The organism is Vibrio iocasae, from assembly GCF_042245395.1.
Taxonomy (GTDB): Bacteria; Pseudomonadota; Gammaproteobacteria; order Enterobacterales; family Vibrionaceae; genus Vibrio; species Vibrio iocasae.
Genome location: NZ_CP145311.1, coordinates 2,933,558 through 2,956,268 on the forward strand (window position 1 = coordinate 2,933,558; position 22,711 = coordinate 2,956,268).

Below are 22,711 nucleotides of genomic sequence, written 5' to 3' on the forward strand. Positions count from 1 at the left end.
TGCTTATATGTTCAGCTTTTATTCAGTGTCTTTATCTTTACGGAAACTATCAAGAATGATCATCGCAGCACCTACACAGATCGTTGAGTCTGCAAGGTTAAACGCTGGCCAGTGATAGGTTCCCCAAAAGAAATCCAGATAGTCCACAACATAGCCATGCACAACACGGTCAAACACATTCCCAACCGCACCACCAATGATGAATGCGTAAGCAATGTTGTTCCACCTGTCTGTAACCGGGAGTTTGCGCATCCAGAACGTCAGCATGCCGCATACAACAAAAGCTATGGCCGTAAAGAACCATCGTTGCCAGCCAGCCTGATCGCTTAGAAAGCTAAATGCCGCACCATAGTTATGAACATAAAGAAGATTAAAGAAAGGCAGAACTTCAATGCGGTTCGCCCAGCCATAACCCATGTTTCCCATAACCAGAAACTTGATACCGATATCCAGTATAAAAATCAGAGCCGCCAGCCACAGCCAGCGAACTCCAGATTCTTTTAATGACAAAGAACTGCTCATTAAGCGAACTTACGCTCTTCACCTTCGCCGTCTACGTTTGATACGCAGCGGCCACAGATCTTCTCATGTCCTTCGATAGTGCCAACATCAGCAACATGATGCCAACAACGGTCACACTTCTCTGCTTCTGAAGCCTTAACTTCTACAAACAGACCTTCAAGCTCAGTTGCCTGTGCTGCATCTGATTTTTCGCTTAGAGGTTTAACTTCTGCTTTAGAAGTCAGAAGAACAAAACGTAGCTCATCTTCAAGCTTGTTCAGTTTCGCTGCAAGTGCATCGTCAGCATATAGTGTAACTTCAGCCTGAAGCGCACCACCGATTACTTTCTCGTTACGAGCTGCTTCAAGTAGCTTGTTCACCTGCCCGCGAACAGCCTGAGCATCATTCCAGAATTCGTTGTTCAGCTCTTCACCTTCAGCCAGGCCAAACAGACCTTCGAACCACTCACCAGTAAACACGAACTTCTCACGCTCACCTGGCATTTGGTTCCAAATTTCATCTGCTGTAAACGACATAATAGGTGCCATCCAGCGAACCAAAGCTTCAACGATGTAGTACAGTGCTGTTTGACAACTACGCTGCGCATGGCCACCAAGTTTAGCTGTGTACTGACGGTCCTTGATTACATCCAGGTAGAATGAACCCATTTCGATAGAACAGAACTGCATCAGACGCTGAGTTACACCGTGTGTGTTGTACTCATCGTAAGCTTTAACAATCTCTTCCTGTGCTGCTTGTGCACGATCTACTGCCCAGCGATCCAGAGCAACCATCTCTTCAACAGGAACGATATCTGTTTCCGGGTTGAAGCCGTTCAGGTTAGCAAGGAAGAAGCGAGCGGTGTTACGGATACGACGGTATGCGTCAGCACTGCGTTTAAGAATTTCGTCAGATACGGCTACTTCACCAGTGTAGTCAGTAGACGCTACCCACAGGCGAAGAATGTCAGCACCTAGCTTGTTAGTCACATCTTTCGGTGCAACCACGTTACCGATAGACTTAGACATCTTACGGCCCTGACCATCAACAACGAAACCGTGAGTAAGTACTTGCTTGTATGGAGCTTCACCCTTCATTGCGATAGAAGAGATCAGTGAAGACTGGAACCAACCACGGTGCTGGTCAGAACCTTCAAGGTACATATCCGCACTTGCCCCGTTGAACTCTTCACGGTTATCAACAACTGCATAGTGAGTTACACCAGAGTCGAACCATACGTCCAGCGTATCCAGAACTTTTTCGTAGTTCTGTGCGTCTTCTTCACCCATTAGCTCAGCAGAATCAACATCCCACCATGCCTGAATACCTTTCTCTTCAACCAGCTTAGCTACTTTTTCGATAAGCTCTGAAGTGTTTGGATGAAGTTCAGATGTCTCTTTGTGTACAAACAGAGCGATTGGCACACCCCATGTACGCTGACGAGATATACACCACTCAGGGCGACCTTCGATCATGCCTTCGATACGGCTCTGACCCCAGTCAGGCATCCACTGAACGCCTTTAATTGACTCAAGCGCCTTAGCACGAAGACCAGCCTGATCCATCGATACAAACCACTGAGGTGTTGCACGGAAGATGATTGGAGTCTTGTGACGCCAGCAATGCGGGTAGCTGTGCTCATAAGCGTGATGATGAAGCAGAGCGCCACGCTCTTTAAGTACTTCAAGAACAGAATCATTCGCTTTAAATACGTGCTGACCGGCAAACAGCTCTGTATCCGGAAGGAATACACCGTTAGAACCAACTGGGTTAGCAACTTCAAGATCATATTGCTGACCTACTGCGAAGTCTTCCTGACCGTGGCCAGGGGCAGTGTGTACAACACCAGTACCAGAATCTGTCGTTACGTGATCACCAAGGATTGCAGGCACATCGAAATCGTAGAACGGGTGGTTAAAACGAACCAGCTCTAAGTCGGTACCCTTACAGAAGCCAAGGTTGTGGTAGTGCTCAATACCGGTACGATCCATCACATCTTTTTCTAGCTCAGATGCAACAATCAGACGCTGCTTGTTCTCACCTTCAACCTGAATCATAACGTATTCAAGATCTGCACGAACCGCTACTGCACGGTTAGCAGGCAGTGTCCAAGGTGTTGTTGTCCAGATAACGATAGAGATATCGCCTTCACCCTGATGACCATCTGCAAAAGAGAATTTCTCTAGTACAGCCGCTTCATCAGCAGCGCCAAACTTCACATCGATAGACGGTGAAACTTTATCTTTATATTCAACTTCAGCTTCCGCAAGTGCAGAGCCACAGTCTGTACACCAGTGAACAGGTTTGAAACCTTTTAGCAGGTGGCCTTCATCAGCAATCTTGCCAAGTGCACGGATGATGTTCGCTTCAGTATCAAAATCCATTGTGCGATAAGGTTTATCCCACTCACCCATAATACCAAGACGCTTAAAGCTCTCTTTCTGGCCTTCAACCTGACCAGCAGCATATTGGCGACACTTCTCGCGAAACTCAGCAGCAGTAACCTTCTGACCCGGTTTGCCGACTTTCTTCTCTACCATTAGCTCGATAGGAAGACCGTGACAGTCCCAGCCAGGTATGTAAGGGGCGTCATAACCTGAAAGTGTTTTGGATTTAATAATAATGTCTTTAAGAATCTTGTTTAGCGCGTGACCAATGTGAATATCACCGTTGGCATATGGAGGGCCATCGTGTAATACGAAAGATTTTTTGCCTTTCTTAGCTTTACGGATTTCACCGTAAAGGTCTTCTTTGTACCAACGCTTAAGCATCTCTGGCTCTCTGTTTGCCAGATTACCGCGCATTGGAAACCCTGTTTCTGGTAAGTTCAGGGTATCTTTATAGTCAGTCATCGATTCTTGATTCCATTATATTGGGCGAAGTTAGACATTACGTTAGTCGAAGCTCGGCTAACTCTCTAGCTGCTGCAGCCACACCCTTGCTGCCTCAGCATCCAATTCAATTTGTGTTTTCAGTGCTTCAACAGATTCAAATTTTTGTTCTTCTCTGATCTTTTTAAGCAGAGCAACTTCAATCTGTTTTCCGTATAAATCGGCATTAAAATCAAACAAGTGCACTTCAAGTTGCTGGCGTACACCATTCACAGTTGGTCGCTGACCAATATTAGCGACCCCACCAATTGGCTTGTCTCCCAAGCCATGAGCCTTTACAACATATACACCCGATACTGGTGATACACATCGTTTAAGCGGCACATTAGCAGTAGGGAAGCCAAGTTGTCTACCAAGTTTGCGACCATGGGCAACACGGCCATTTATGCTATAGGCTCTACCCAGCATCATTTCGGCATCAGCGAGATTATTCTGTGCCAGTGCTTCACGTATTTTAGTACTGCTAACACGCTGTTCACGGACACAAAAGCTATTCGTACTCACCACATCAAAACCGTATTTTTGACCAGCTTCTTTTAGCATTTCAAAATTGCCCGCACGATCTCTGCCAAAACAGAAATCATCCCCTACAACAAGAAACCTGATGCCCAACTGATCAACCAAAAGTTTTTCAATAAAATCTTCTGGGGGCATGTCCGCAAACTCGCGATTGAAATTGACGCACAATAGTCGGTCAATTTTCAGTTTGCTGAGCTGAACATGTTTATCACGCAGCCTGGTTAGTCGTGCTGGTGCTTTTTGCTTAGCAAATAACTCCATTGGCTGAGGTTCAAAGGTCATTACAACGGAAGGTAGATCAAGTGACTTTGCCTTTTCAGAAACCTGAGCAAGCACTTTTAGGTGCCCCAAGTGGACACCATCAAAATTACCGATCGTAAGTACGCAGCCTTTATGCTGCGATTTAATGTTATGAATGCCTCGAATCAGTTCCATTCGGATCTGCTACCAACTTAGTTATTATTTTACTTAAGTATATGACTTGTCTGAAACCGACGGATTATATACTAATCGACAGCCCATGCCTACTAGGCAGAGGCTTTCAAATGACGGAACCTAATACCAAATAGCACAGCACAAACAACATATGTCAGGCCACCGACTCCAATCATTAATCCGAGCATCATAACTCGCTCCATCGCACTCCAGGTCAACCAAATGTTTATATCATCAAGTTGCCACAAAATAGCTGCCACCATAGCGCCACCAGCAACGACAATCCGGGCTACAAACAATAGTGTCTCTTTAGACACCTTGTATACACCCGCAATATGTAACCCTCGGTAAAGTAAGGACATGTTTACAAAGGCAGACAGAGCGGTTGCAATCGCTAAACCTACGTAACCGTAAAAGTAGGCAAATATCGCGTTAAACACCATATTAGAAGCCATCGCGATGATGCCATATTTGACTGGCGTTTTTGTATCCTGACGCGAGTAGTACCCCGGTGCCAGAACTTTAATAAGCATGAAGTTCAATAAGCCAGCTGCGTAGGCCGTTAAAGAAAGTGACGCTTGCTGAACATCATGCGGTGTAAACTCTCCCCGCATAAATAGTACCATTAGCATTGGCTTGGCCAGCACTATCAAACCTAACATTGCCGGGAAACCAAGGAGAATAACCATACGCACTCCCCAGTCCATCGTATGAGAGAATGCATCACTATGCTCATCGACATGCTTTCTAGAAAGTGTTGGCAGAATCACAGTCGCTATAGCAATACCAAACAGTCCAAGAGGAAACTCTAACAATCGATCAGAGTAATAGAGCCAACTGATAGAGCCCGTTTCCAGAAAACTAGCAATGAAGGTATCAAATAGAAGATTAATCTGACTGACAGAAACACCAAAAAGTGCGGGAATCATCAGTGTACGGATTTTGACAACGCCAGGGTCACGCCACCCCCATTGTGGTTTGACAAGCACACCCTCTTTAATAAGGAAGGGAATCTGAAACAAAAACTGGACTAAACCGCCAAGGAAAACACCTATTGCAAGCCCTACTTCCGGTTGAGCTAATTTCGGTGCAATAAAAACCGCAGACGTAATGATCATTACGTTTAGAAAAACAGGGGTAAATGACGAGACCGCAAACTTACCCAAGGTATTCAGAATCGCCCCTGATAAAGCAACAAAGGTGATAAACCAAAGATAAGGGAAAGTAATCTTTAGCATAAAACTGGCAAGTTCAAACTTGTGTGCCGAAGGCCCATCATTTAACCAGTCGATGTACCAACCAGCACCAAACAGAGCCGTCACTGCACCAGACCCCAGGACACCAACAAGAGTAACAATAGTCACCAGAACACCAAGTGTTCCTGATACTCTCGCAATTAACTGGCGCGTCTTTTCATCATCCCCTTGAGCCTGATACTCCGTGAGTACAGGGACAAATGCTTGAGAAAATGCTCCTTCAGCGAACAGTCTTCGTAGGAAATTAGGAATTTTATTAGCAAAAAAGAATACATCGGCACTAGCACCAGCCCCCATTAAGTTGGCTACAACTACATCCCGAACCAAGCCAAGCACTCGAGACACTAATGTCATAGCGCTTACTACCAAACCTGACTTAAGAAGTCTTTTACTCACGTAAACCTCGAATAAATGCCATCAATTACAACTGACTGCTAATTACAACCAGAATTGATGGCAATGGTATAAAAATACTGTTAGAATCCCCGCCATCTTAACCGCGTTAACCAAACTAATCCAAAATTTGTGTGGGTTAGACGGGTTTTTGCACAAATCATTTGACATTCAGGCGATAAAGAGGCATATTCCTCCGCCTTAAATTGTCACCGAACTAAAGTTTTTGGGAGTTAGACCCTTGGCAAACAGTAAATCTGCTAAGAAGCGCGCTATCCAGGCTGAGAAACGTCGCCAGCACAACGCTAGCCGTCGTTCTATGATGCGCACTTACATGAAGAAAACAATCGCTGCTATCGAAGCAGGCGATAAAGAAGCTGCAACTGCTGCATTCGCTGCAGTTACACCAATCCTAGACCGTATGGCAACTAAAGGCCTTATTCACAAGAATAAAGCTGCGCGTCATAAGTCTCGCTTCTCTGCTGCAATCAAAGCTCTATAATCTGAGTTTGATTCAAGCAAGAAAAAACCGGCTCTCGCCGGTTTTTTTATATCTGTTATTTAGCTTACTCAATCATTAAGCCGCACAATACAACTTGTGAAGCAGATGAATCATCTCTTTCACTTCCATGCTATGAAGAGAGTAGTATACAGTCTGCGCTTCTTTACGAGTAGAAACCAACCCATCTCGTCTCAACCATGCAAGGTGTTGAGATAAAGCCGACTGGCTCAGGTTAAGCTTTTGACACAGCTCCCCAACAGAAAGCTCTGTATCATGCAGGATACACAAAATCTGTAATCGTCTCTCATTTGCCATCGCTTTTAACAGCGCAACGGCTCTAGGTGAGTTTTTTTCCATATCCTGTAAGTTCATTAACTCGTCTCCAGTTTGGTACAGACTACAGAGGTACTCAATGTGGTTTACCCTCTGTCTGGATAATTATATAAATTAAAGACCTTGAATCTTAATACAATACGCTCATTTGTTAAAGTTCAAAGCAGTGCGCCTAGTCAAACAGTTGACCGAAATCTGCTTCACAAACACTTTTAACTGCTGGATGTTGAATCATTCGTTCGGCAAATATGACGTAATACTCTTCTTCAAGCTCAGGTACATCTCCAATTTTTTGCAACGGTAACTCTGACCCAACCTCAGTCATGTATAGTGTCGGTGCCAAAAATATTACCTCTGGATTATATCTGGCGAACGCTTTCATAAGCGCAACATCATCAAACTCGCCAAGAATATTGGGTTGAATGCCCTGTTGCTCAAACCACTGAGTTACTTTTCTTCCCATTGATGTCCGGCTTCCGGGAATAAGTAGCTTTCTCTCCAGTAAAGTTTCAAAGGAAGTTTCGTTACCAAGCTGTCCATAGGTATAAAAGCTTAAACGACACTCTCCTAGCTTCTTGCTGTACAACCCTGGGCTTTTTCCCGAGTCAACCGGGCAGTCAGAAAGAATCATATCCAGTTTATGTTGTGAGAGCTGCTCCAGAAGAAGTTCGTGTGTCGACTCAAAACAACGTAAATGTATGCTTTTATCCTCTGGGATTGTGCTCATCAACACTTTACTTACGAGTCGTTTAGAGAGTGCATCCGCCACACCAACATCAAACAGTACATTTGAGCGCTGACTGTAGTTAACGATATCGAGCATTTCATAACTGAGCCCGAACATGCGATCAGCATACTTATATATAAGTTGTCCCAACTCAGTGGGCTCTACACTTCTGCCATTTCGCTTCGTTAGTTTGCCGTTTACTCTCTCTTCCAGGGCTTTTATCTGTGCGGTGACTGTTTGAGGAGTTAAAAAGAGTGCGTCTGCGGCTTTGGTAATTGAGCCTTGCTTACACACCATCCAAAAGTAATAAAGATGGTTGTAGTTTAGGTGAGACATATTTGATACCTGAAATCCTTTTAGGTCCATCATATCTCATCGTCGCCAAAAATCATAACACTTCGAATTTTACGAAACATTATTGGAAATACATCAAATAAATTCCGTATATACAAGCTATATATGACATATTTATCATCAAACTTTTGTCATTTTTTTTAGAAAAATCTCTTTAACAGCTCTCTAGAAAAAAACTTTAAATCATTAAATATCAATCAGATAACCATTAATCACTTGCAGAAAAACGATTGCTTATGGTACAAACCGGCCTCCCAAACCTTTTATAAAACTGTAATATTAGTGAAATATTCCTTCACTACTATCGCGAACAGATAAATTAACCGACCAAATTAAAGTAAAGGTCCCGGAGAATTATGATGAATCAAGCGACAACAGCGGCAACTTCAAACGGTGGTAACCGCTGGCTTCGTTGGATAAACCTGGCGTTTATGCTGTACCTACTACTTCTATCTGTATCAATGGTAGGTGGCGGCTTTAAATTAGCGACAGGCGAGCAGGCAAAAACGTTATTTGAATTTGCTTCTCATCCAATCGCAGGCCTTATGATAGGCCTGGTTGCGACAGCACTTATTCAATCCTCGAGTACAGTAACATCAATCATTGTTGGCCTTGTAGCTGGCGGTCTGCCTGTTGCAACTGCTATTCCAATGATCATGGGTGCAAACATTGGTACTACTGTAACAAACACCTTGGTTAGCTTAGGGCATGTAAGAAACAAAGATGAGTTTAAGCGTGCATTTGCCAGCGCAACTATTCATGACTTCTTCAACCTATTAGCAGTTGCTATTTTCCTACCTCTGGAAATGATCTTTGGTTTCTTTGCGAAGGCCTCAGAGTGGCTGGTATCTCCTATGTTAGCGACTGGCGACATGAGCATGAAAGGTCTGAACTTCATCAAGCCAATGACTAAGCCTGTGATCAACGCTATTAAAGGGCCTCTAATGGACTTCGGTAACGTTGCAGCTGGTGTCACTCTGATTGTTCTGGGTATCGCTACCATCTTCATCGCCATCACTGTGATGGGCAAACTAATGAAGAGCCTGATGGTTGGCCGTGCAAAAGAGATCCTGAAGAACGCTATCGGTCGTGGCCCTGTTCACGGTATCTTCTCTGGTTCTATTGTAACTATTCTGGTTCAGTCTTCTTCTACTACAACAAGTCTAATGGTTCCGCTTGTAGGTACTGGTGTACTGAAAGTACGTGAAGTTTATCCATTTACTCTAGGTGCAAACATCGGTACATGTATCACAGCGCTTCTGGCAGCAACTGCAGTCTCAGGCGAGTACGCGGTATTCGCGCTTCAAATCGCTCTGGTACACCTAATCTTCAACATCACAGCTACTGTTGTCATCTTTGGTATTCCGTTCCTTAGAGAGCTTCCTGTGAAAGGTGCTGACTTTATCTCAGATGCTGCAGTTAAGAACAAATCAATTGTTGCTGCATACCTGCTTACCATCTTTATTATCATGCCAGGTACTATTCTGTTCTTTACGACCTAATGGTTTAGTAGAAACAGGACTAGATATAAAAAATCCCCGTCACCTTCTGGTACGGGGATTTTTAATTTTGTGGATAGCTGTTTTACGCCGGAATCTAAACGCTAAACAGAGAACGGATACTTAATCGCTTCGTGAGATTCATACCCTATCACTTCAAAATCATCTAGCGTTACCCAAGTTTCCAAATCTTCAAGCGATTTGATATCCGGGTTAATCTTAAACTGAGGCGGTGTGAGTGGTTCACGTTTAAGCTGCACATCGCGCATTAGCTCCAGCTGATCTTCATAAATATGGGCATTTACGAGTTTATGATAAGCTTTACCCGGCTTCTTGCCTGTAATCTGAGCCATTAGCGCCAGGAACACATAGACCTGAACCATATTAAAATTGAGCCCTAGAGGGACATCACAAGAACGTTGAGTGCTGTTTAGGTACAGAGTATCCCCTAGCAAAGAGAAATGGTGGCTGTACATACAAGGGCGCAAACAGCCCATGTGGAACTCACCCGGATTATAGAAGTTTAAAATTTCTCCACGGTCATCTATTCCGTTGGAAAGGTCATCAACAATCTTTTTCAGCTGGTCAATATGTCCGCCATCAGGCTTAGCCCAGGCTCTTCCCTGAACGCCGTATACACGGCCCATATCGTCTTCACCTTTACGATACGGGTTATTCAACCATGCTTCATTGAGGTTAGCATTTGCATCCCAGGTTTTTGTACCTAGCTTTCTGAAATCTTCAGCGTTATCGTAGCCGCGGATATAACCGAGAAGCTCCGCAACCGCAGCTTTCCAGAAGCTTTTACGAGTAGTCACCAATGGGAAATGATTGTTACCTACATCGTAAGTTAAATCTTCATTAATAACGGTTAGACAACGCTTACCTGTTCTTTCATTTTCAATCCAGACACCTTCATCAACAATGCGCTGGCATAAATCTAAATACTGTTTCACAACTAACCCTTATTATTTGCAACCAGTTTGCTCTCTTTCTTGTAAGACCAAACCATAATAGCGACACCAATAATGATCATTGGTGAAGATAAAATCTGTCCCATAGAGATGAAATCGCCAAAAAGCCCCAGATGAGCATCTGGCTCCCTAAAATACTCAACGAAGAATCTGAATGCACCGTAACCGATAAGGAATAAACCTGATACCGCTCCTTCTGGTCTGCCTTTACGAATAAAAAAGTTCAGGATGAAGAAAAGTACAATACCTTCCAACGCAAACTCATACAGCTGGGATGGATGACGTGGCAAATAACCACCGCTTGGAAATAGAACAGCCCAAGGAACATCCGTTACACGCCCCCAAAGCTCATCATTCATAAAGTTACCGATGCGCCCCATGCCCAACCCGAAAGGGACGAGAGGAGCAATAAAATCAGCAACATTAAAGAAGCTTCTGCCATTTCGATAGCCGTACCAGGCCATTGCTGTAATAACACCTAGCAAACCTCCGTGGAATGACATACCACCAGTCCAGACCTTAAACAGGTACAGCGGATCATCAAGAAACAGAGGGAAGTTATAAAACAGAACATAACCTACACGCCCACCAATGACGACTCCCAGAAATCCGGCAAAAAGTAGATCAGAGACTTGCTCTCGGGTCCAGCCACTGCCTTTTTTGTCTGCTCTTTTATTGGCAAGCCATAAAGCAAACATAAAACCAAACAGGTACATCAACCCATACCAGCGGACAGAAATAGGTCCTAAAGAAAACAGAATCGGATCGATTTGTGGAAATTCAATAAATGTTTGAGACATATAATACTCTTAGTCAGGTATTTCCTAGGAAAGTAGCATTTTAACAGCAACAAAAAGCAAGAATACTGCAAATATCTTCTTCAATGCTTTGGTTGGTAGTTTAGTTGTAAGGTGCGCACCTACTTTGGTGGTCAGAACAGAAGTTCCTGAAATTGCCAATAAAGCAGGAAGATAAACATAACCTACAGAATAATCAGGCAGAGCTTCCGAGCCAGTGCCGTGAAGAATATAGCCGATCATGCCGGACAATGCGATAACGCCACCGCACAAAGAAGCCGTACCAATCGCTTTTCGCATCTCGAGCCCGTACCGACTCAAATAGGGTACAATCAATGACCCGCCACCAATACCGGCTAACGTCGAAATCGTTCCGATAACAAGTCCAGAACCTAAGTTCATTTTCGCTGTCGGCGCCGCTTTTACCTTTTGAAACCTGACTGAAAGCATCATTTGTAGTGCCAGAAACGCGACAATAATACCGAATACTTTGGGTAGCATTTCAGATGGAATCAACTCAGCAATGTAGGAGCCCGCAAAGCCTCCGGCAATAACACCCGGTATCAACCAACGCACAACCGACAAACTGATATTGCCAAGTCTAAGGTGATTGAAAGCAGAAGAACCAGAAGTAAGAATGATCGTTGCCAGAGATGTTGCCAGCGCAATATGCATAACAATGTCTGCACCTACCCCGGCTAAAGGAAGAATAAACATCAGTGCGGGGACGACAATGAGTCCACCACCAATGCCCAGCAATCCCGCCATACACCCGACAATAGCGCCAAGCCCAAGCAGAAGAGCAATAAGTTCAATGTTCAAGTTTCAGTTTACCTTTTACCAGCACGAGTGAATCCGGCAAGCTCTTTGTCTTCCAGATATTGAAGCACGATATTATAAGTGCTTTGGCTGTAGGATTGCATCAATGCGTTGTCAGCAAGTTGCTTCAACTCATTCGAATCAGATTTTCTGAGCAGATATTTTATTCTGGCGACGTTTGAGGTGTTCATACTGAGTGAGCGATACCCCATACCAACAAGCAATAATGCTCCCACCGGATCACCAGCTAACTCACCACAAACACTTACTGGAAGGTTATATTGATCGCAGGTTTCGATTATCTGTTTCAATGCCATGATGACGGCCGGATGAATCGATTCATACACATCAGATACACGTGCATTATTGCGATCCACCGCTAATAAGTATTGGGTCAGGTCGTTACTACCTACAGAAACAAAATCCACCTTACTCGCGATATGCGGGAGCAGGTAAATCATTGAAGGTACTTCAACCATAATCCCTATCAAGGGTTTAGCGACATTAGGTTTAATCGCTAAGACTTCTTCATAGGCTTGCTCTATAAAGCTCAATGCATCATCAAGCTCTTGCGTGCTTGAGATCATTGGAAGAAGTATCTGAAGGTTATCAAAATCAACGCTGGCTTTGAGCATCGCTCTCAACTGAATCAGGAAGATGTCAGGGTGATCAAGTGTAAACCGGATACCTCGCCAACCGAGGAAAGGGTTATCTTCCTCTATAGGAAGGTAAGGTAATGCTTTGTCTCCACCAACATCTAAGGTACGCATTACTACTTTTTTATCGCTGTATGTCTTCAGTACACTTCTGTATTGCTTGGTTTGTTCTTCTTCGGAAGGAAAGCGGTGTTGCAGCAGAAATGAAATCTCTGTTCGGTACAATCCAACACCATTAACCCCGCTGTTAATCGCGATATTGGTATCAGCACTTAAACCAGCATTGAGCAACACTTCAACTTCACGGCCATCTTTGGTGCAGGATGCTTCTGAAATCTCACCTTCCACCAGCTCCGAAAGTTCAGACTCTTCATCAATTAAAGACTGATACTCAGCAAGCAATTGTGCGTTAGGTTCAACCAGAATGTCTCCGCTATAGCCATCGACTACACCAGTACGATTGTGGATAGACAGAGGATCCAGGGTTGCCCCCATAATAGCCGGGACTCCTAGCGCTCTGGAGAGTATCGCTGCATGAGAATTTGCCGCACCTTCCAACGATATAACAGCAAGCAGCTTCTCTTTAGGTATGCCAGCAAGAAGTGTCGCGGTAAGTTCACGAACGACGAGTATCACTGGTTGTTCTAACTCAAACTGCCCTACCTCGGAGTTATGCAAGAAGTACAGTAACCTTTGTCCAAGCTCCCTGATATCCTGAGCTCGCTCACGCATGTAGACATCACTCATCTGAGCGAATCGATTGGAATAACTCTCAACAACCTGTCTCAATGCCCAGTCAGCTCTGTCACCTTTATTTATCTGCGCTTTTAAATCAGAGCGCAGCATTGGATCATTCAACAAGTGAGTAAATAGGTCGAATATTGCTAGCGCGTCTTTATTTATCTCACTATCAAGCTTCTTTCTCATTCTCCTGAAATCGGAGATGGCACTTTCTATAGCAAGTAACAGCCATTCATGCTCTTGCTCGATATCCAAAGTAGAGGCTGGATATACGTCGGTTAACTCTGGCTGGGTGTTGTCCCACCAAAACGTACCAACTGCAACACCTGGTGATGCTGCGATACCCTGATAAGACTCTGATTGTTTCTCTGTAAGTAGCCAATGACCTTGTGCTTGAGCATGCGCGATGATAACAGCGACCTGAGCCGCCAGAGTCACTAAGAAAGACTCTTCCATCTCACTAAACAGTCGACGGGATTTCTGCTGTATAACCAGAACACCTAATACTTGTTTACGATAAATAATAGGGGTTCCAAGAAATGAGTGATAAATGTGCTCACCCAGCTCAGGAAAGAACTTATAGTTTGGATGTGAAGAAACATCAACAAGGTTAATTGGTTCAGCAGACTTTCGAACTAAACCAACCAATCCTTCTTCGTAACTTATGTGGATGGTATTGCCCTGAAACTGCAGACCTTGGGTGGCCATCAGTTCAAGCCGTTGTTTCTCATCATTTGCGAGATAGACAGTACAACACTCCGTTTGCATTGCCTGACAGGTTTCTCTTACCAATAGCTCCAAAGCTTGATGAATGTCATCAAACTTGGAAACATTTTCAACTATGTCCCTTAGTTGAGTAAGCATTACCTTTATCTATCCCCTACGATTTTTCCGTTTGCCTTTAACTTTTCGCTCTCTAAAGGGCATTGCTAAAGATGCAAACTCCTTCATCGCACGTCGATAAACATCTCGCTTAAATGAAACTACCTGTCGCACTGGATACCAATAACTTACCCAACGCCAACCATCAAATTCAGGGGTATTACCACGCTGCATATTGATTCTGGATTCATCACAATCCAGGCGCAATAAAAACCATTTCTGTTTTTGTCCGATACAAACGGGTTTAGAGTCCCAGCGTACCAGTCGCTTTGGTAGACGATATCTTAACCAATGACGACTTGTTGCTACGATCTTAACGTCTTGCTTTGTAAGACCAACCTCTTCATAAAGCTCCCGAAACATTGCTTGTTCAGGGGTTTCTCCATCATCAATTCCACCTTGAGGGAATTGCCAGGAATGTTGTCCGTATCGTTTAGCCCAGAATACCTGACCATGGTTGTTACATATTACGATTCCCACATTTAAGCGGTAACCATCGCCATCGATCACTGGCCGACCTCTAAAAAATTTTTTGTTGGCATGATTTTTCCACATATCCCTGTATGGAGCAAATTTACCATATGACTTTAAGTAAGTTTTATTAGCCAGCCCCCACTTTTCCCCACCCTCCTAATAGCCATAAAAGTTATCAACACTCAAGTGAGACCCAGCCCACATTTATTCACCTTTTCTGTGAATAAGTTTGTGTAGAATATGTAACTTCAAATAATTCGAGTATATTTATTAATCTTCAAAACAATCAGTAAAAACACCATAAAAAAAACTAACCCATAAAAATCATAATCTTAAAACAAAAACCAAGCACACCGAGCTCTCTCATTTCACAAAGATCTTTATCCCAAACAAAATGGTCAAAGATCAACCAAGCCTACCTTTATCCACATTAACAGGTGGCATTTTCATTATTCTTTGTTTTTTGCAACTATTTTATCGCTTTAAAACAACTGTTTATTGATCCAGTTTTTAATTTATCACTTACAACACATGATAAGCTGTGGATAAGTTTTTAAATGATCAATTTACGTACAGTTGGATCATTGTGAAAAATAAACTCACTGCCTGACTTCTGATATACTTCCGCATCAAGTCACCTTATCTATACAAGTCATGAAAGCCACCCCAAAGTCAGAACAAGAATTACTAGTAAGAGCGAAGGAACTAGCAGGGCTTACCTTTCAGGAGTTAGCTGATGAAGCAAAAATCAAGGTTCCCAAGGATCTGAAAAGAGACAAGGGTTGGGTTGGACAACTTCTTGAGTGGCACCTTGGGGCCTGTGCTGGAAGTAAACCAGAGCAAGACTTTGCCGATCTGGGAATCGAGTTGAAGAGCATCCCTATCAGCTATACGGGTAAACCATTAGAAACAACCTTCGTATGCGTTGCTCCGCTAACAGGTGTGCATGGCCTGACCTGGGAGTCTAGCCATGTGAGACAAAAGCTTTCTCGTATACTTTGGGTTCCGGTTGAAGGGGAAAGAGAAATACCTTTAGCAGAACGACATGTTGGAACCCCATTGATCTGGTCACCTTCAGAAGAGGAAGAACTGCAACTCAAAGAGGATTGGGAAGAGTTAATGGAAATGATCGTTCTTGGAAAGGTAGAGCAAATTAATGCCAAACATGGCGAAGTGCTTCAGCTTAGGCCTAAAGCAGCAAACAGTCGCGTACTGACCGATGCTTACGGGGCATCGGGTCGTCCAATCAAAACCTTACCTCGTGGTTATTACCTGCGTACACAATTCACCGGAGCGATTTTAGAGAAAAACTTCGTATAGAAGATCTTCCCCTATGAATAAGGGGAAGAGTCTTGTGTCGGTGTTCTCTTTATTAGCTAGTGAGCTTTAATCGATAGCTGAATATCATGATATGGTATCGATCCCTGGGGGGAGCCACACTCGTCATCAGTGTTGTGTAATCTGAGATATACTGAATCCACTCCCATTCGTACAAGCTCTTCTTTGACCATATCTAAAGAAGAGAATTGCATTGGCTCCCCATCTTTATGTATTGGTTCCAGTTTATGCTTATACTCCACTGCAAGCAGGTATTCAGCCATATCTTCACAGCCAATCACATATATTTTAGGGGGCACATAGTTATCTCTATGATCGCCATGTAGCCAGTGATCGAGTTGAGTCATTTTCATAGATACTACCTCCTATAACTTTAGTTTAGTTCAGGTCGAACGAAATTCTATTAACCTTTTCTTCACATCTACCACTCTTATCCTTTATATTGAGAAAAAATAACAAGCATAAGGATGTGAGATGGAATATAGAAAACTGCCAAATTCCACTCTTGAAATCAGCAAGATTTGTCTGGGCACTATGACCTTTGGTGAACAGAACACACAGTCAGAAGCCTTTGAACAGATAGACTTTTCTCTTGATAACGGAATCAATTTCATTGATACAGCGGAAATGTATCCCGTTCCCCCAAATGGGAAAACACAGGGACTAACAGAGACCTATATTGGCAATTGGATCGAGCAATCAGGTAAACGTGATAAGGTGATCCTTGCGACTAAAGTTGCAGGCCCGAGAAGCGTCCCTCATATACGTGAAAACATGAGTCTGGATCGAAGAAACATTCATCTGGCCGTTGACGACAGCTTAAAAAGACTCAAAACTGACTATATCGACCTTTACCAACTTCATTGGCCACAACGTCAAACAAACTGTTTTGGACAACTCAATTACCCTTATCCTGAAGAACAAGAAGAGGTCACTCTGATAGAATCCCTTGAAGCAATGGCTGAGTTGGTTCGGGCTGGAAAGATAAGATACATAGGCTTATCGAATGAAACACCCTGGGGCGTCATGAAGTTTCTACACCTTGCAGACAAACATGATCTGCCTAAAGTCGTTTCGATACAGAATCCCTACAACCTGCTAAACCGCAGCTTTGAAGTCGGGCTATCGGAAATTGCTCACTATGAAGGTGTTGAACTACTAGCTTACTCTCCTCTGGCATTTGGTTGCTTAAGCGGTAAGTATCTGAATGGAGCCAGACCTGAAGGCGCTCGTTGTACCATCTGGGAGCGTTTCTCTCGTTACTTTACTCCACAGGGTGTGGAAGCGACTCAAGCTTATATCGATGTAGCGTTAAAATTCGGATTAAGCCCAGATCAAATGGCTCTGGCATTTGTGAATCAGAGACCATTCATTGCGTCCAATATCATCGGTGCAACAAATCTGGAGCAACTAAAGGCCAATATTGAAAGCATTGATATCAAGTTAAATGATGAACTACTAAGTGAGCTGCAGAAAATTGGAACCCAATATTCCAATCCGTGCCCATAAAGGCAGTTGGAGTAGGCTGGGGGAAAGTCTTACGACTTTCCCCCTTTTGATTACGTCGGTATTCGAGCATTTAAAACACGACGAATATGACGAACACGACGTTCAGCAATAACGTGATCGGGAAGCGAAGGTGTGCCTACCGAACGACCATCTGCTTCCAGGCCGATATCACGCAACAAATGGGCATTGTGCCAAGGTATATCGTGTACGCTTTTTCTTATTTTCTTCTTCCATTCACGTTCTTCCCGACGTAAGTCAGCTTTAATTAAAAAAGTTGCAAGTGTCAGATAAACAGAGTGAGACATAATTTTTCTCCAGTATTAACAAGTTGGTTAAGTTGCTGGGGAAAGACAGGAAAAATATAGGAATGTAGAGAAGCCTTTTATTTCGCTGCCTTTTCTCCGCAGCCAAATAAAGGTTACGGATTAATTAGTCTAGATCGGTACGCTTGTCGGCCAATGTCATCGGAGACATGGCTTGTACTGTAAGAGACATAGACGCACAAATAACATGTTTAACAGTAAAGTTATTCATCTTACGCCTCCTACTAACTAATTAATCCAATTGAAGTTTTTCGTGAACTTTGATTCACGGTTAAATTGTAATCGATTACGTTTAATATTCAACCAATAATTTTAGTGAATGATTAAAATAAAACATTTGACTATATTTTATCTATTCTCATTCAAAATATCGGTTATATATTCTACTTCATCATTTCTTATCTACAGAATACTCTTACTTAAGGATCTGTTAATAAATATAAATAGGGAGCTACAAGTAGCTCCCTATTTTGATCTTCATCCCAAAACTATTTAAGCTTAAGCGCTTTCTGCTATCAGATTATGCTTGTTAAGCAATCGGTACATGGTTGCGCGCGAAACACCAAGCTCTTTTGCAGCCGGAGAAACCTGACCGTCATGAGATTCTAATACCAACATTAAAGCATCGCGTTCAGAATCTTCCCTAATGGATTTCAAGCTTCTCTTACCATTTGCTTTTTGTGGCAGATCTAATTGGCAAGCTTCAATTATTGCACCGTCAGACATTAACACCGCTCGCTTAATTAGGTTCATTAGTTCACGTACGTTGCCAGGCCAGTAATATTGGGTAAGTGCTTTCACAGCATCTTCAGAAAGGTCTTTTGCCTGAGCATTGTACTCTTTTGAGTACTCCTGAACGAAACGCTTCGCCAGGATACTAATATCCCCTGCCCGCTCTTTCAAACTTGGCACATTAATACGAAGTACATTTATGTAGTGATAAAGCTCATCGCTAAAGTCATTATCAGCTAATGCTTTATCAATATCTGAACTGTAAGCAGCCAGAATCCTTACATCCAGCTCAACACTGCCATTTGCTGTTTCAAGCTTCCCTTCCTGCATAAACCGCAGAAGGGCATTTTGCTGAGAGCGCGGCATAGTAAGAATATCATTCAGATATAGCGTACCTTTATTAGCCTTGACCAGAGCGGGTTCTTCATCGTCATCCGTTGAACCTATCCCGAATAATTCGGCAGCCATTCGTGCCTCAGACAGCGCTCCGCAATTGATAGAAACAAACTGCTCTTTAGAGCGAGAGGACATCGAATGAATCGCTTTAGCGACGCTCTCTTTGCCTGTTCCGTTTTCTCCAAAAATAAGAATGCTCACATCAGTAGAGGCAATACGCTTAACCTGTTCACGCAGGCGTTTCATCGCTACGGACTCACCAACCAGTCCCATATCTTTACGACATCCATAGTCCGGCCATACTTTTTTCTCTAGAGTCAGCATACCGAGCTGGTGACCGATAGTACTCATTAGTTGTGCATCAGGAATCGGCGCCGTGAAGAAGTCGATACAAAAGTTAACGATAAACTGACAGATAGTATCTGAGCGTAACTGTGATTCCCTGATAAATGCCAACCAACGGACATGTTTATAGCTACTTACCAGATTTGCAATCCCATTCAGGCTAAACTCATCCTGACTCAGATCTACTATCCCTATACAAGGTCCGGTTTCATTTAGAAGGGCATCTGCTTTCCTTAGATCTGCGCATCTCTGGCATTTCCAGCCACCTTGCTCCAGAACAGAAAACCACGGCTCATGTCTGCCGCCTACCACTACAAGTGAACCCGGAACGGAATCCATTCGGAATTGAGTTCCCATTTACATGTCCTTACTTTTTAATATCCAGGCATACACATACCGATTTTATTTTTTATTTCTCACCCAGAACATTGTGCCAAGATGATATCCGTATCGTGTAACCAACTAACCTTTAACTACTATTCTTAAATTTAATAATTTTTACAAGCAAACATATCGCTTACGTTATAAATTTTCTGTCTCGAATGTAAGACTTAGCACATACGGCTATTACGTCAATTCAAATTCAGATTTTTAAACACTCTTCTTAACTATAGTACTAACCAATAAAAAAAACCCACTCATAAAGATGAGTGGGTTTAATTTTATTCGGTTAATTTACGCAGGTTCCTGAAAAATAACCGTATCTGCTCTTTCAGTATATTGAGACATCTTATGGAAGTTCAGATAACGATATGTATCTGCGGCAGAAGCATCTATTTGCTTAGCATACTCCTGATATTCCTCATTGGTAGGAATTCTGCCAAGTATTGCACCTACAGCAGCCAACTCCGCAGAGGCCAGATAAACATTTGCACCTGTACCCAAACGGTTAGGGAAGTTACGCGTAGATGTCGAGATTACCGTAGCTTCATCTGCTACACGAGCCTGGTTACCCATACACAGTGAACATCCCGGAGTTTCAATACGAACCCCAGCTCGACCGAAGATACCGTAGTAACCTTCTTCCGTTAGCTGGTCCTTATCCATCTTAGTTGGTGGAGCTACCCACATGCGAGTATCCAGCTGGCCGCTATAACTATCCAGAAGCTTACCAGCAGCACGGAAGTGACCAATGTTGGTCATACATGAACCAATGAACACTTCGTCAACTTTAGCGCCATGCACATCAGATAGAAGGCGAGCATCATCAGGGTCATTTGGCGCACAAAGAATTGGTTCTTTGATTTCTGCCAAATCAATTTCGATGACATGAGCATACTCAGCATCGACATCCGCTTCCATCAGAGATGGGTTAGCCAGCCAATCTTCCATCGACTTGATACGACGCTCCATTGTACGAGCATCACCATATCCTTCAGAGATCATCCACTTAAGCATGATGATGTTCGACTTCAGATACTCTTCGATAGACGCCTGAGAAAGCTTAACAGTACAACCAGCAGCAGAGCGCTCAGCAGATGCGTCCGATAACTCAAATGCTTGCTCTACTGTTAGGTGTTCAACACCTTCAATCTCAAGAACTCGACCTGAGAACTCGTTGATCTTGCCTGCTTTTTCTACCGTTAGCAGACCTTGCTTAATCCCGTAGTAAGGAATCGCATGCACCAGATCACGAAGCGTAATACCCGGCTGCATTTCACCTTTGAAACGAACCAGAATTGATTCAGGCATATCCAGTGGCATAACGCCTGTCGCAGCTGCGAACGCAACCAAACCAGAGCCTGCAGGGAAAGAAATACCAAGAGGGAAACGAGTATGAGAGTCACCACCAGTACCAACCGTGTCAGGCAGAAGCATACGGTTCAACCAAGAGTGAATAACACCGTCACCTGGGCGAAGAGAGACACCGCCACGGTTCATAATGAAGTCTGGTAGCGTATGGTGAGTATTAACATCAACCGGTTTAGGATATGCAGATGTGTGACAGAAAGACTGCATAACCAAATCTGCTGAGAAGCCTAAACACGCCAAGTCTTTTAGCTCATCACGAGTCATAGGGCCGGTAGTATCCTGAGAACCAACGGTTGTCATCTTCGGCTCACAGTATGTGCCAGGGCGAATACCTTCAACGCCACACGCTTTACCTACCATCTTTTGAGCTAAGCTGAAGCCTTTACCTGTATCTTCAACCGCTACTGGTCTTCTGAACACATCAGAAGGTTCAAGACCAAGCGCTTCACGAGCTTTGTCTGTAAGGCCACGACCGATAATCAGAGGAATACGGCCACCAGCACGTACTTCATCAATCAGCACATCTGTCTTCAGGCCAAATTCAGCCAGTACTTCACCACTTTCGTGGCTAGTTACTTTGCCTTCAAACGGGTAAACGTCGATAACATCACCCATATTAAGCTTAGATACATCCACTTCGATAGGAAGTGCGCCCGCATCTTCCATTGTGTTGAAAAAGATTGGAGCGATCTTGCCGCCAAGGACATAACCACCACCTTTCTTATTTGGTACATTTGGAATGTCTTCACCCATAAACCACAGTACCGAGTTGGTCGCTGATTTACGAGAAGAACCCGTACCAACTACGTCACCAACATAAACAAGCTGATGACCTTTTTCCTGCAACGCTTCAATCTGTTTAATAGGACCAATAGTACCAGCGTCATCTGGTTCAATTCCTTCACGAGCATTTTTCAGCATCGCTAAAGCATGTAATGGAATATCAGGGCGAGACCATGCATCCGGTGCTGGTGACAAATCATCGGTATTGGTTTCACCTGTCACCTTAAATACGGTTAAGGTCACTTTTTCTTTTAGTTCAGGTTTAGACAAGAACCACTCTGCGTCAGCCCATGATTGCATAACCTGCTTGGCCGATGTGTTACCAGCTTTGGCTTTCTCTTCAACATCGTAGAAAGCATCAAACATAAGAAGTGTGTGAGACAGAGCTTTTACTGCAATAGGTGCCAGTTCCGCATCATCCAGAAAAGCAACCAGCGGTTCAATATTGTAGCCACCCTGCATGGTCCCAAGCAGTTCTGCTGCTTTCTCTTTGCTAACTAGTGGGGAAGACTCTTCGCCTTTCGCCAGAGCTGTCAGAAAACCTGCTTTTACATAAGCAGCTTCATCCACACCTGGGGGAATGCGATTCTCAAGAAGATCCAGAATAAACGCTTCTTCACCAGCTGGTGGGTTCTTAACGAGTTCTATAAGACCAGCAACTTGTTCAGCGTCTAATGGTTTAGGTACAACTCCTTCTGAAGCACGTTCTTCGACGTGTTTACGATAGGCTTCAAGCACGACATAATCCTCTACATTGCGGTTCACTTTTTCTATTGAAAA

19 protein-coding genes are annotated in these 22,711 nt (G+C 43.5%); 4 read left to right on the forward strand and 15 right to left on the reverse strand.

From position 1 onward, the window contains the following. Nucleotides 1-18 precede the first annotated feature (18 nt). The 4 genes from lspA to murJ form a co-directional block, all read right to left on the reverse strand. Complete coding sequence (lspA, locus tag SNR28_RS23210; RefSeq protein WP_375751232.1) at nucleotides 19-522, reverse strand: signal peptidase II; 504 nt, start codon at nucleotides 520-522, stop codon at nucleotides 19-21. After that, entirely contained in the window at nucleotides 522-3,353 is a 2,832-nt protein-coding gene (gene ileS, locus SNR28_RS23215; RefSeq protein ID WP_375751233.1) for an isoleucine--tRNA ligase, read from the reverse strand. Before ileS ends, lspA begins: the two co-directional genes overlap by 1 nt. 57 nt (nucleotides 3,354-3,410) lie before the next feature. Further along, the gene (ribF, locus tag SNR28_RS23220) at nucleotides 3,411-4,346 is read right to left on the reverse strand and encodes a bifunctional riboflavin kinase/FAD synthetase (RefSeq protein ID WP_375751234.1); all 936 of its coding nucleotides are present in this window, start codon (nucleotides 4,344-4,346) and stop codon (nucleotides 3,411-3,413) included. Between the two features lie 92 nt (nucleotides 4,347-4,438). Beyond that, nucleotides 4,439-5,998 carry a murein biosynthesis integral membrane protein MurJ gene (gene murJ / locus SNR28_RS23225; RefSeq protein ID WP_375751235.1) on the reverse strand — a complete coding sequence of 520 codons (1,560 nt, stop codon included), beginning with the start codon at nucleotides 5,996-5,998 and terminating at the stop codon, nucleotides 4,439-4,441. Nucleotides 5,999-6,236: 238 nt separating this feature from the next. On the opposite strand from murJ, the gene rpsT reads away from it, so the two are divergent. Then, nucleotides 6,237-6,497, forward strand: a complete 261-nt coding sequence (gene rpsT, locus SNR28_RS23230; RefSeq protein WP_375751237.1) for a 30S ribosomal protein S20 — start codon at nucleotides 6,237-6,239, stop codon at nucleotides 6,495-6,497. A gap of 75 nt (nucleotides 6,498-6,572) precedes the next feature. Here rpsT and SNR28_RS23235 read toward each other — a convergent pair whose 3' ends face one another. Both SNR28_RS23235 and nhaR read right to left on the reverse strand, forming a co-directional pair. After that, nucleotides 6,573-6,869 carry an ArsR/SmtB family transcription factor gene (locus tag SNR28_RS23235; RefSeq protein ID WP_375751239.1) on the reverse strand — a complete coding sequence of 99 codons (297 nt, stop codon included), beginning with the start codon at nucleotides 6,867-6,869 and terminating at the stop codon, nucleotides 6,573-6,575. A 133-nt stretch (nucleotides 6,870-7,002) separates the two neighbouring features. Beyond that, the gene (nhaR, locus tag SNR28_RS23240) at nucleotides 7,003-7,893 is read right to left on the reverse strand and encodes a transcriptional activator NhaR (protein WP_375754153.1); all 891 of its coding nucleotides are present in this window, start codon (nucleotides 7,891-7,893) and stop codon (nucleotides 7,003-7,005) included. A gap of 377 nt (nucleotides 7,894-8,270) precedes the next feature. Here nhaR and SNR28_RS23245 point away from each other — a divergent pair, with 377 nt between their 5' ends. Continuing rightward, entirely contained in the window at nucleotides 8,271-9,413 is a 1,143-nt protein-coding gene (locus tag SNR28_RS23245) for a Na/Pi symporter (RefSeq protein WP_375754154.1), read from the forward strand. 101 nt (nucleotides 9,414-9,514) lie between these two features. Here SNR28_RS23245 and SNR28_RS23250 read toward each other — a convergent pair whose 3' ends face one another. From SNR28_RS23250 to rppH, 5 genes are read right to left on the reverse strand one after another with little or no spacing between them, the layout of a single operon-like run. Next, the gene (locus SNR28_RS23250; protein ID WP_375751241.1) at nucleotides 9,515-10,366 is read right to left on the reverse strand and encodes a thymidylate synthase; all 852 of its coding nucleotides are present in this window, start codon (nucleotides 10,364-10,366) and stop codon (nucleotides 9,515-9,517) included. A 2-nt stretch (nucleotides 10,367-10,368) separates the two neighbouring features. After that, complete coding sequence (lgt, locus tag SNR28_RS23255) at nucleotides 10,369-11,184, reverse strand: prolipoprotein diacylglyceryl transferase (protein ID WP_375751243.1); 816 nt, start codon at nucleotides 11,182-11,184, stop codon at nucleotides 10,369-10,371. A 24-nt stretch (nucleotides 11,185-11,208) separates the two neighbouring features. Beyond that, complete coding sequence (locus SNR28_RS23260) at nucleotides 11,209-12,003, reverse strand: sulfite exporter TauE/SafE family protein (RefSeq protein ID WP_375751245.1); 795 nt, start codon at nucleotides 12,001-12,003, stop codon at nucleotides 11,209-11,211. An 8-nt stretch (nucleotides 12,004-12,011) separates the two neighbouring features. Next, nucleotides 12,012-14,261 (reverse strand): phosphoenolpyruvate--protein phosphotransferase, encoded by a 2,250-nt coding sequence (gene ptsP, locus SNR28_RS23265; protein ID WP_375751247.1) that lies wholly within the window; start codon nucleotides 14,259-14,261, stop codon nucleotides 12,012-12,014. 9 nt (nucleotides 14,262-14,270) lie between these two features. Further along, on the reverse strand, nucleotides 14,271-14,789 hold the full coding sequence (rppH, locus tag SNR28_RS23270) for an RNA pyrophosphohydrolase (protein ID WP_375751249.1): 519 nt from the start codon (nucleotides 14,787-14,789) through the stop codon (nucleotides 14,271-14,273). 618 nt (nucleotides 14,790-15,407) lie between these two features. Between rppH and mutH the strand changes: the two genes are divergently transcribed. Beyond that, a complete protein-coding gene (mutH, locus tag SNR28_RS23275; protein WP_375751251.1) occupies nucleotides 15,408-16,073 on the forward strand; it encodes a DNA mismatch repair endonuclease MutH in 666 nt (221 codons plus the stop codon). Nucleotides 16,074-16,129: 56 nt separating this feature from the next. On the opposite strand, the gene SNR28_RS23280 is transcribed toward mutH, so the two are convergent. Further along, on the reverse strand, nucleotides 16,130-16,444 hold the full coding sequence (locus SNR28_RS23280; RefSeq protein ID WP_375751252.1) for a DUF6482 family protein: 315 nt from the start codon (nucleotides 16,442-16,444) through the stop codon (nucleotides 16,130-16,132). Nucleotides 16,445-16,565: 121 nt separating this feature from the next. Here SNR28_RS23280 and SNR28_RS23285 point away from each other — a divergent pair, with 121 nt between their 5' ends. Further along, nucleotides 16,566-17,600: an NADP(H)-dependent aldo-keto reductase gene (locus tag SNR28_RS23285; protein ID WP_375751254.1), complete on the forward strand. Its 1,035-nt coding sequence runs from the start codon at nucleotides 16,566-16,568 to the stop codon at nucleotides 17,598-17,600. Between the two features lie 50 nt (nucleotides 17,601-17,650). On the opposite strand, the gene SNR28_RS23290 is transcribed toward SNR28_RS23285, so the two are convergent. The 3 genes from SNR28_RS23290 to acnB form a co-directional block, all read right to left on the reverse strand. Further along, nucleotides 17,651-17,905 (reverse strand): DUF1127 domain-containing protein, encoded by a 255-nt coding sequence (locus SNR28_RS23290; RefSeq protein WP_375751256.1) that lies wholly within the window; start codon nucleotides 17,903-17,905, stop codon nucleotides 17,651-17,653. A gap of 516 nt (nucleotides 17,906-18,421) precedes the next feature. Then, the gene (locus tag SNR28_RS23295) at nucleotides 18,422-19,753 is read right to left on the reverse strand and encodes a sigma-54-dependent transcriptional regulator (protein ID WP_375751258.1); all 1,332 of its coding nucleotides are present in this window, start codon (nucleotides 19,751-19,753) and stop codon (nucleotides 18,422-18,424) included. Nucleotides 19,754-20,071: 318 nt separating this feature from the next. Beyond that, the gene (gene acnB / locus SNR28_RS23300) at nucleotides 20,072-22,669 is read right to left on the reverse strand and encodes a bifunctional aconitate hydratase 2/2-methylisocitrate dehydratase (protein WP_375751260.1); all 2,598 of its coding nucleotides are present in this window, start codon (nucleotides 22,667-22,669) and stop codon (nucleotides 20,072-20,074) included. Nucleotides 22,670-22,711 lie beyond the last annotated feature (42 nt).

What these genes read in the sequence shown, in the direction of transcription:
- lspA (WP_375751232.1), bottom strand. Translation starts at nt 522, where the DNA reads ATGAGCAGTTCTTTGTCATTAAAAGAATCTGGAGTTCGCTGGCTGTGG.
- ileS (WP_375751233.1), bottom strand. Translation starts at nt 3,353, where the DNA reads ATGACTGACTATAAAGATACCCTGAACTTACCAGAAACAGGGTTTCCA.
- ribF (WP_375751234.1), bottom strand. Translation starts at nt 4,346, where the DNA reads ATGGAACTGATTCGAGGCATTCATAACATTAAATCGCAGCATAAAGGC.
- SNR28_RS23235 (WP_375751239.1), bottom strand. Translation starts at nt 6,869, where the DNA reads ATGAACTTACAGGATATGGAAAAAAACTCACCTAGAGCCGTTGCGCTG.
- nhaR (WP_375754153.1), bottom strand. Translation starts at nt 7,893, where the DNA reads ATGTCTCACCTAAACTACAACCATCTTTATTACTTTTGGATGGTGTGT.
- SNR28_RS23245 (WP_375754154.1), top strand. Translation starts at nt 8,271, where the DNA reads ATGAATCAAGCGACAACAGCGGCAACTTCAAACGGTGGTAACCGCTGG.
- lgt (WP_375751243.1), bottom strand. Translation starts at nt 11,184, where the DNA reads ATGTCTCAAACATTTATTGAATTTCCACAAATCGATCCGATTCTGTTT.
- ptsP (WP_375751247.1), bottom strand. Translation starts at nt 14,261, where the DNA reads ATGCTTACTCAACTAAGGGACATAGTTGAAAATGTTTCCAAGTTTGAT.
- mutH (WP_375751251.1), top strand. Translation starts at nt 15,408, where the DNA reads ATGAAAGCCACCCCAAAGTCAGAACAAGAATTACTAGTAAGAGCGAAG.
- SNR28_RS23280 (WP_375751252.1), bottom strand. Translation starts at nt 16,444, where the DNA reads ATGAAAATGACTCAACTCGATCACTGGCTACATGGCGATCATAGAGAT.
- SNR28_RS23285 (WP_375751254.1), top strand. Translation starts at nt 16,566, where the DNA reads ATGGAATATAGAAAACTGCCAAATTCCACTCTTGAAATCAGCAAGATT.
- SNR28_RS23290 (WP_375751256.1), bottom strand. Translation starts at nt 17,905, where the DNA reads ATGTCTCACTCTGTTTATCTGACACTTGCAACTTTTTTAATTAAAGCT.
- SNR28_RS23295 (WP_375751258.1), bottom strand. Translation starts at nt 19,753, where the DNA reads ATGGGAACTCAATTCCGAATGGATTCCGTTCCGGGTTCACTTGTAGTG.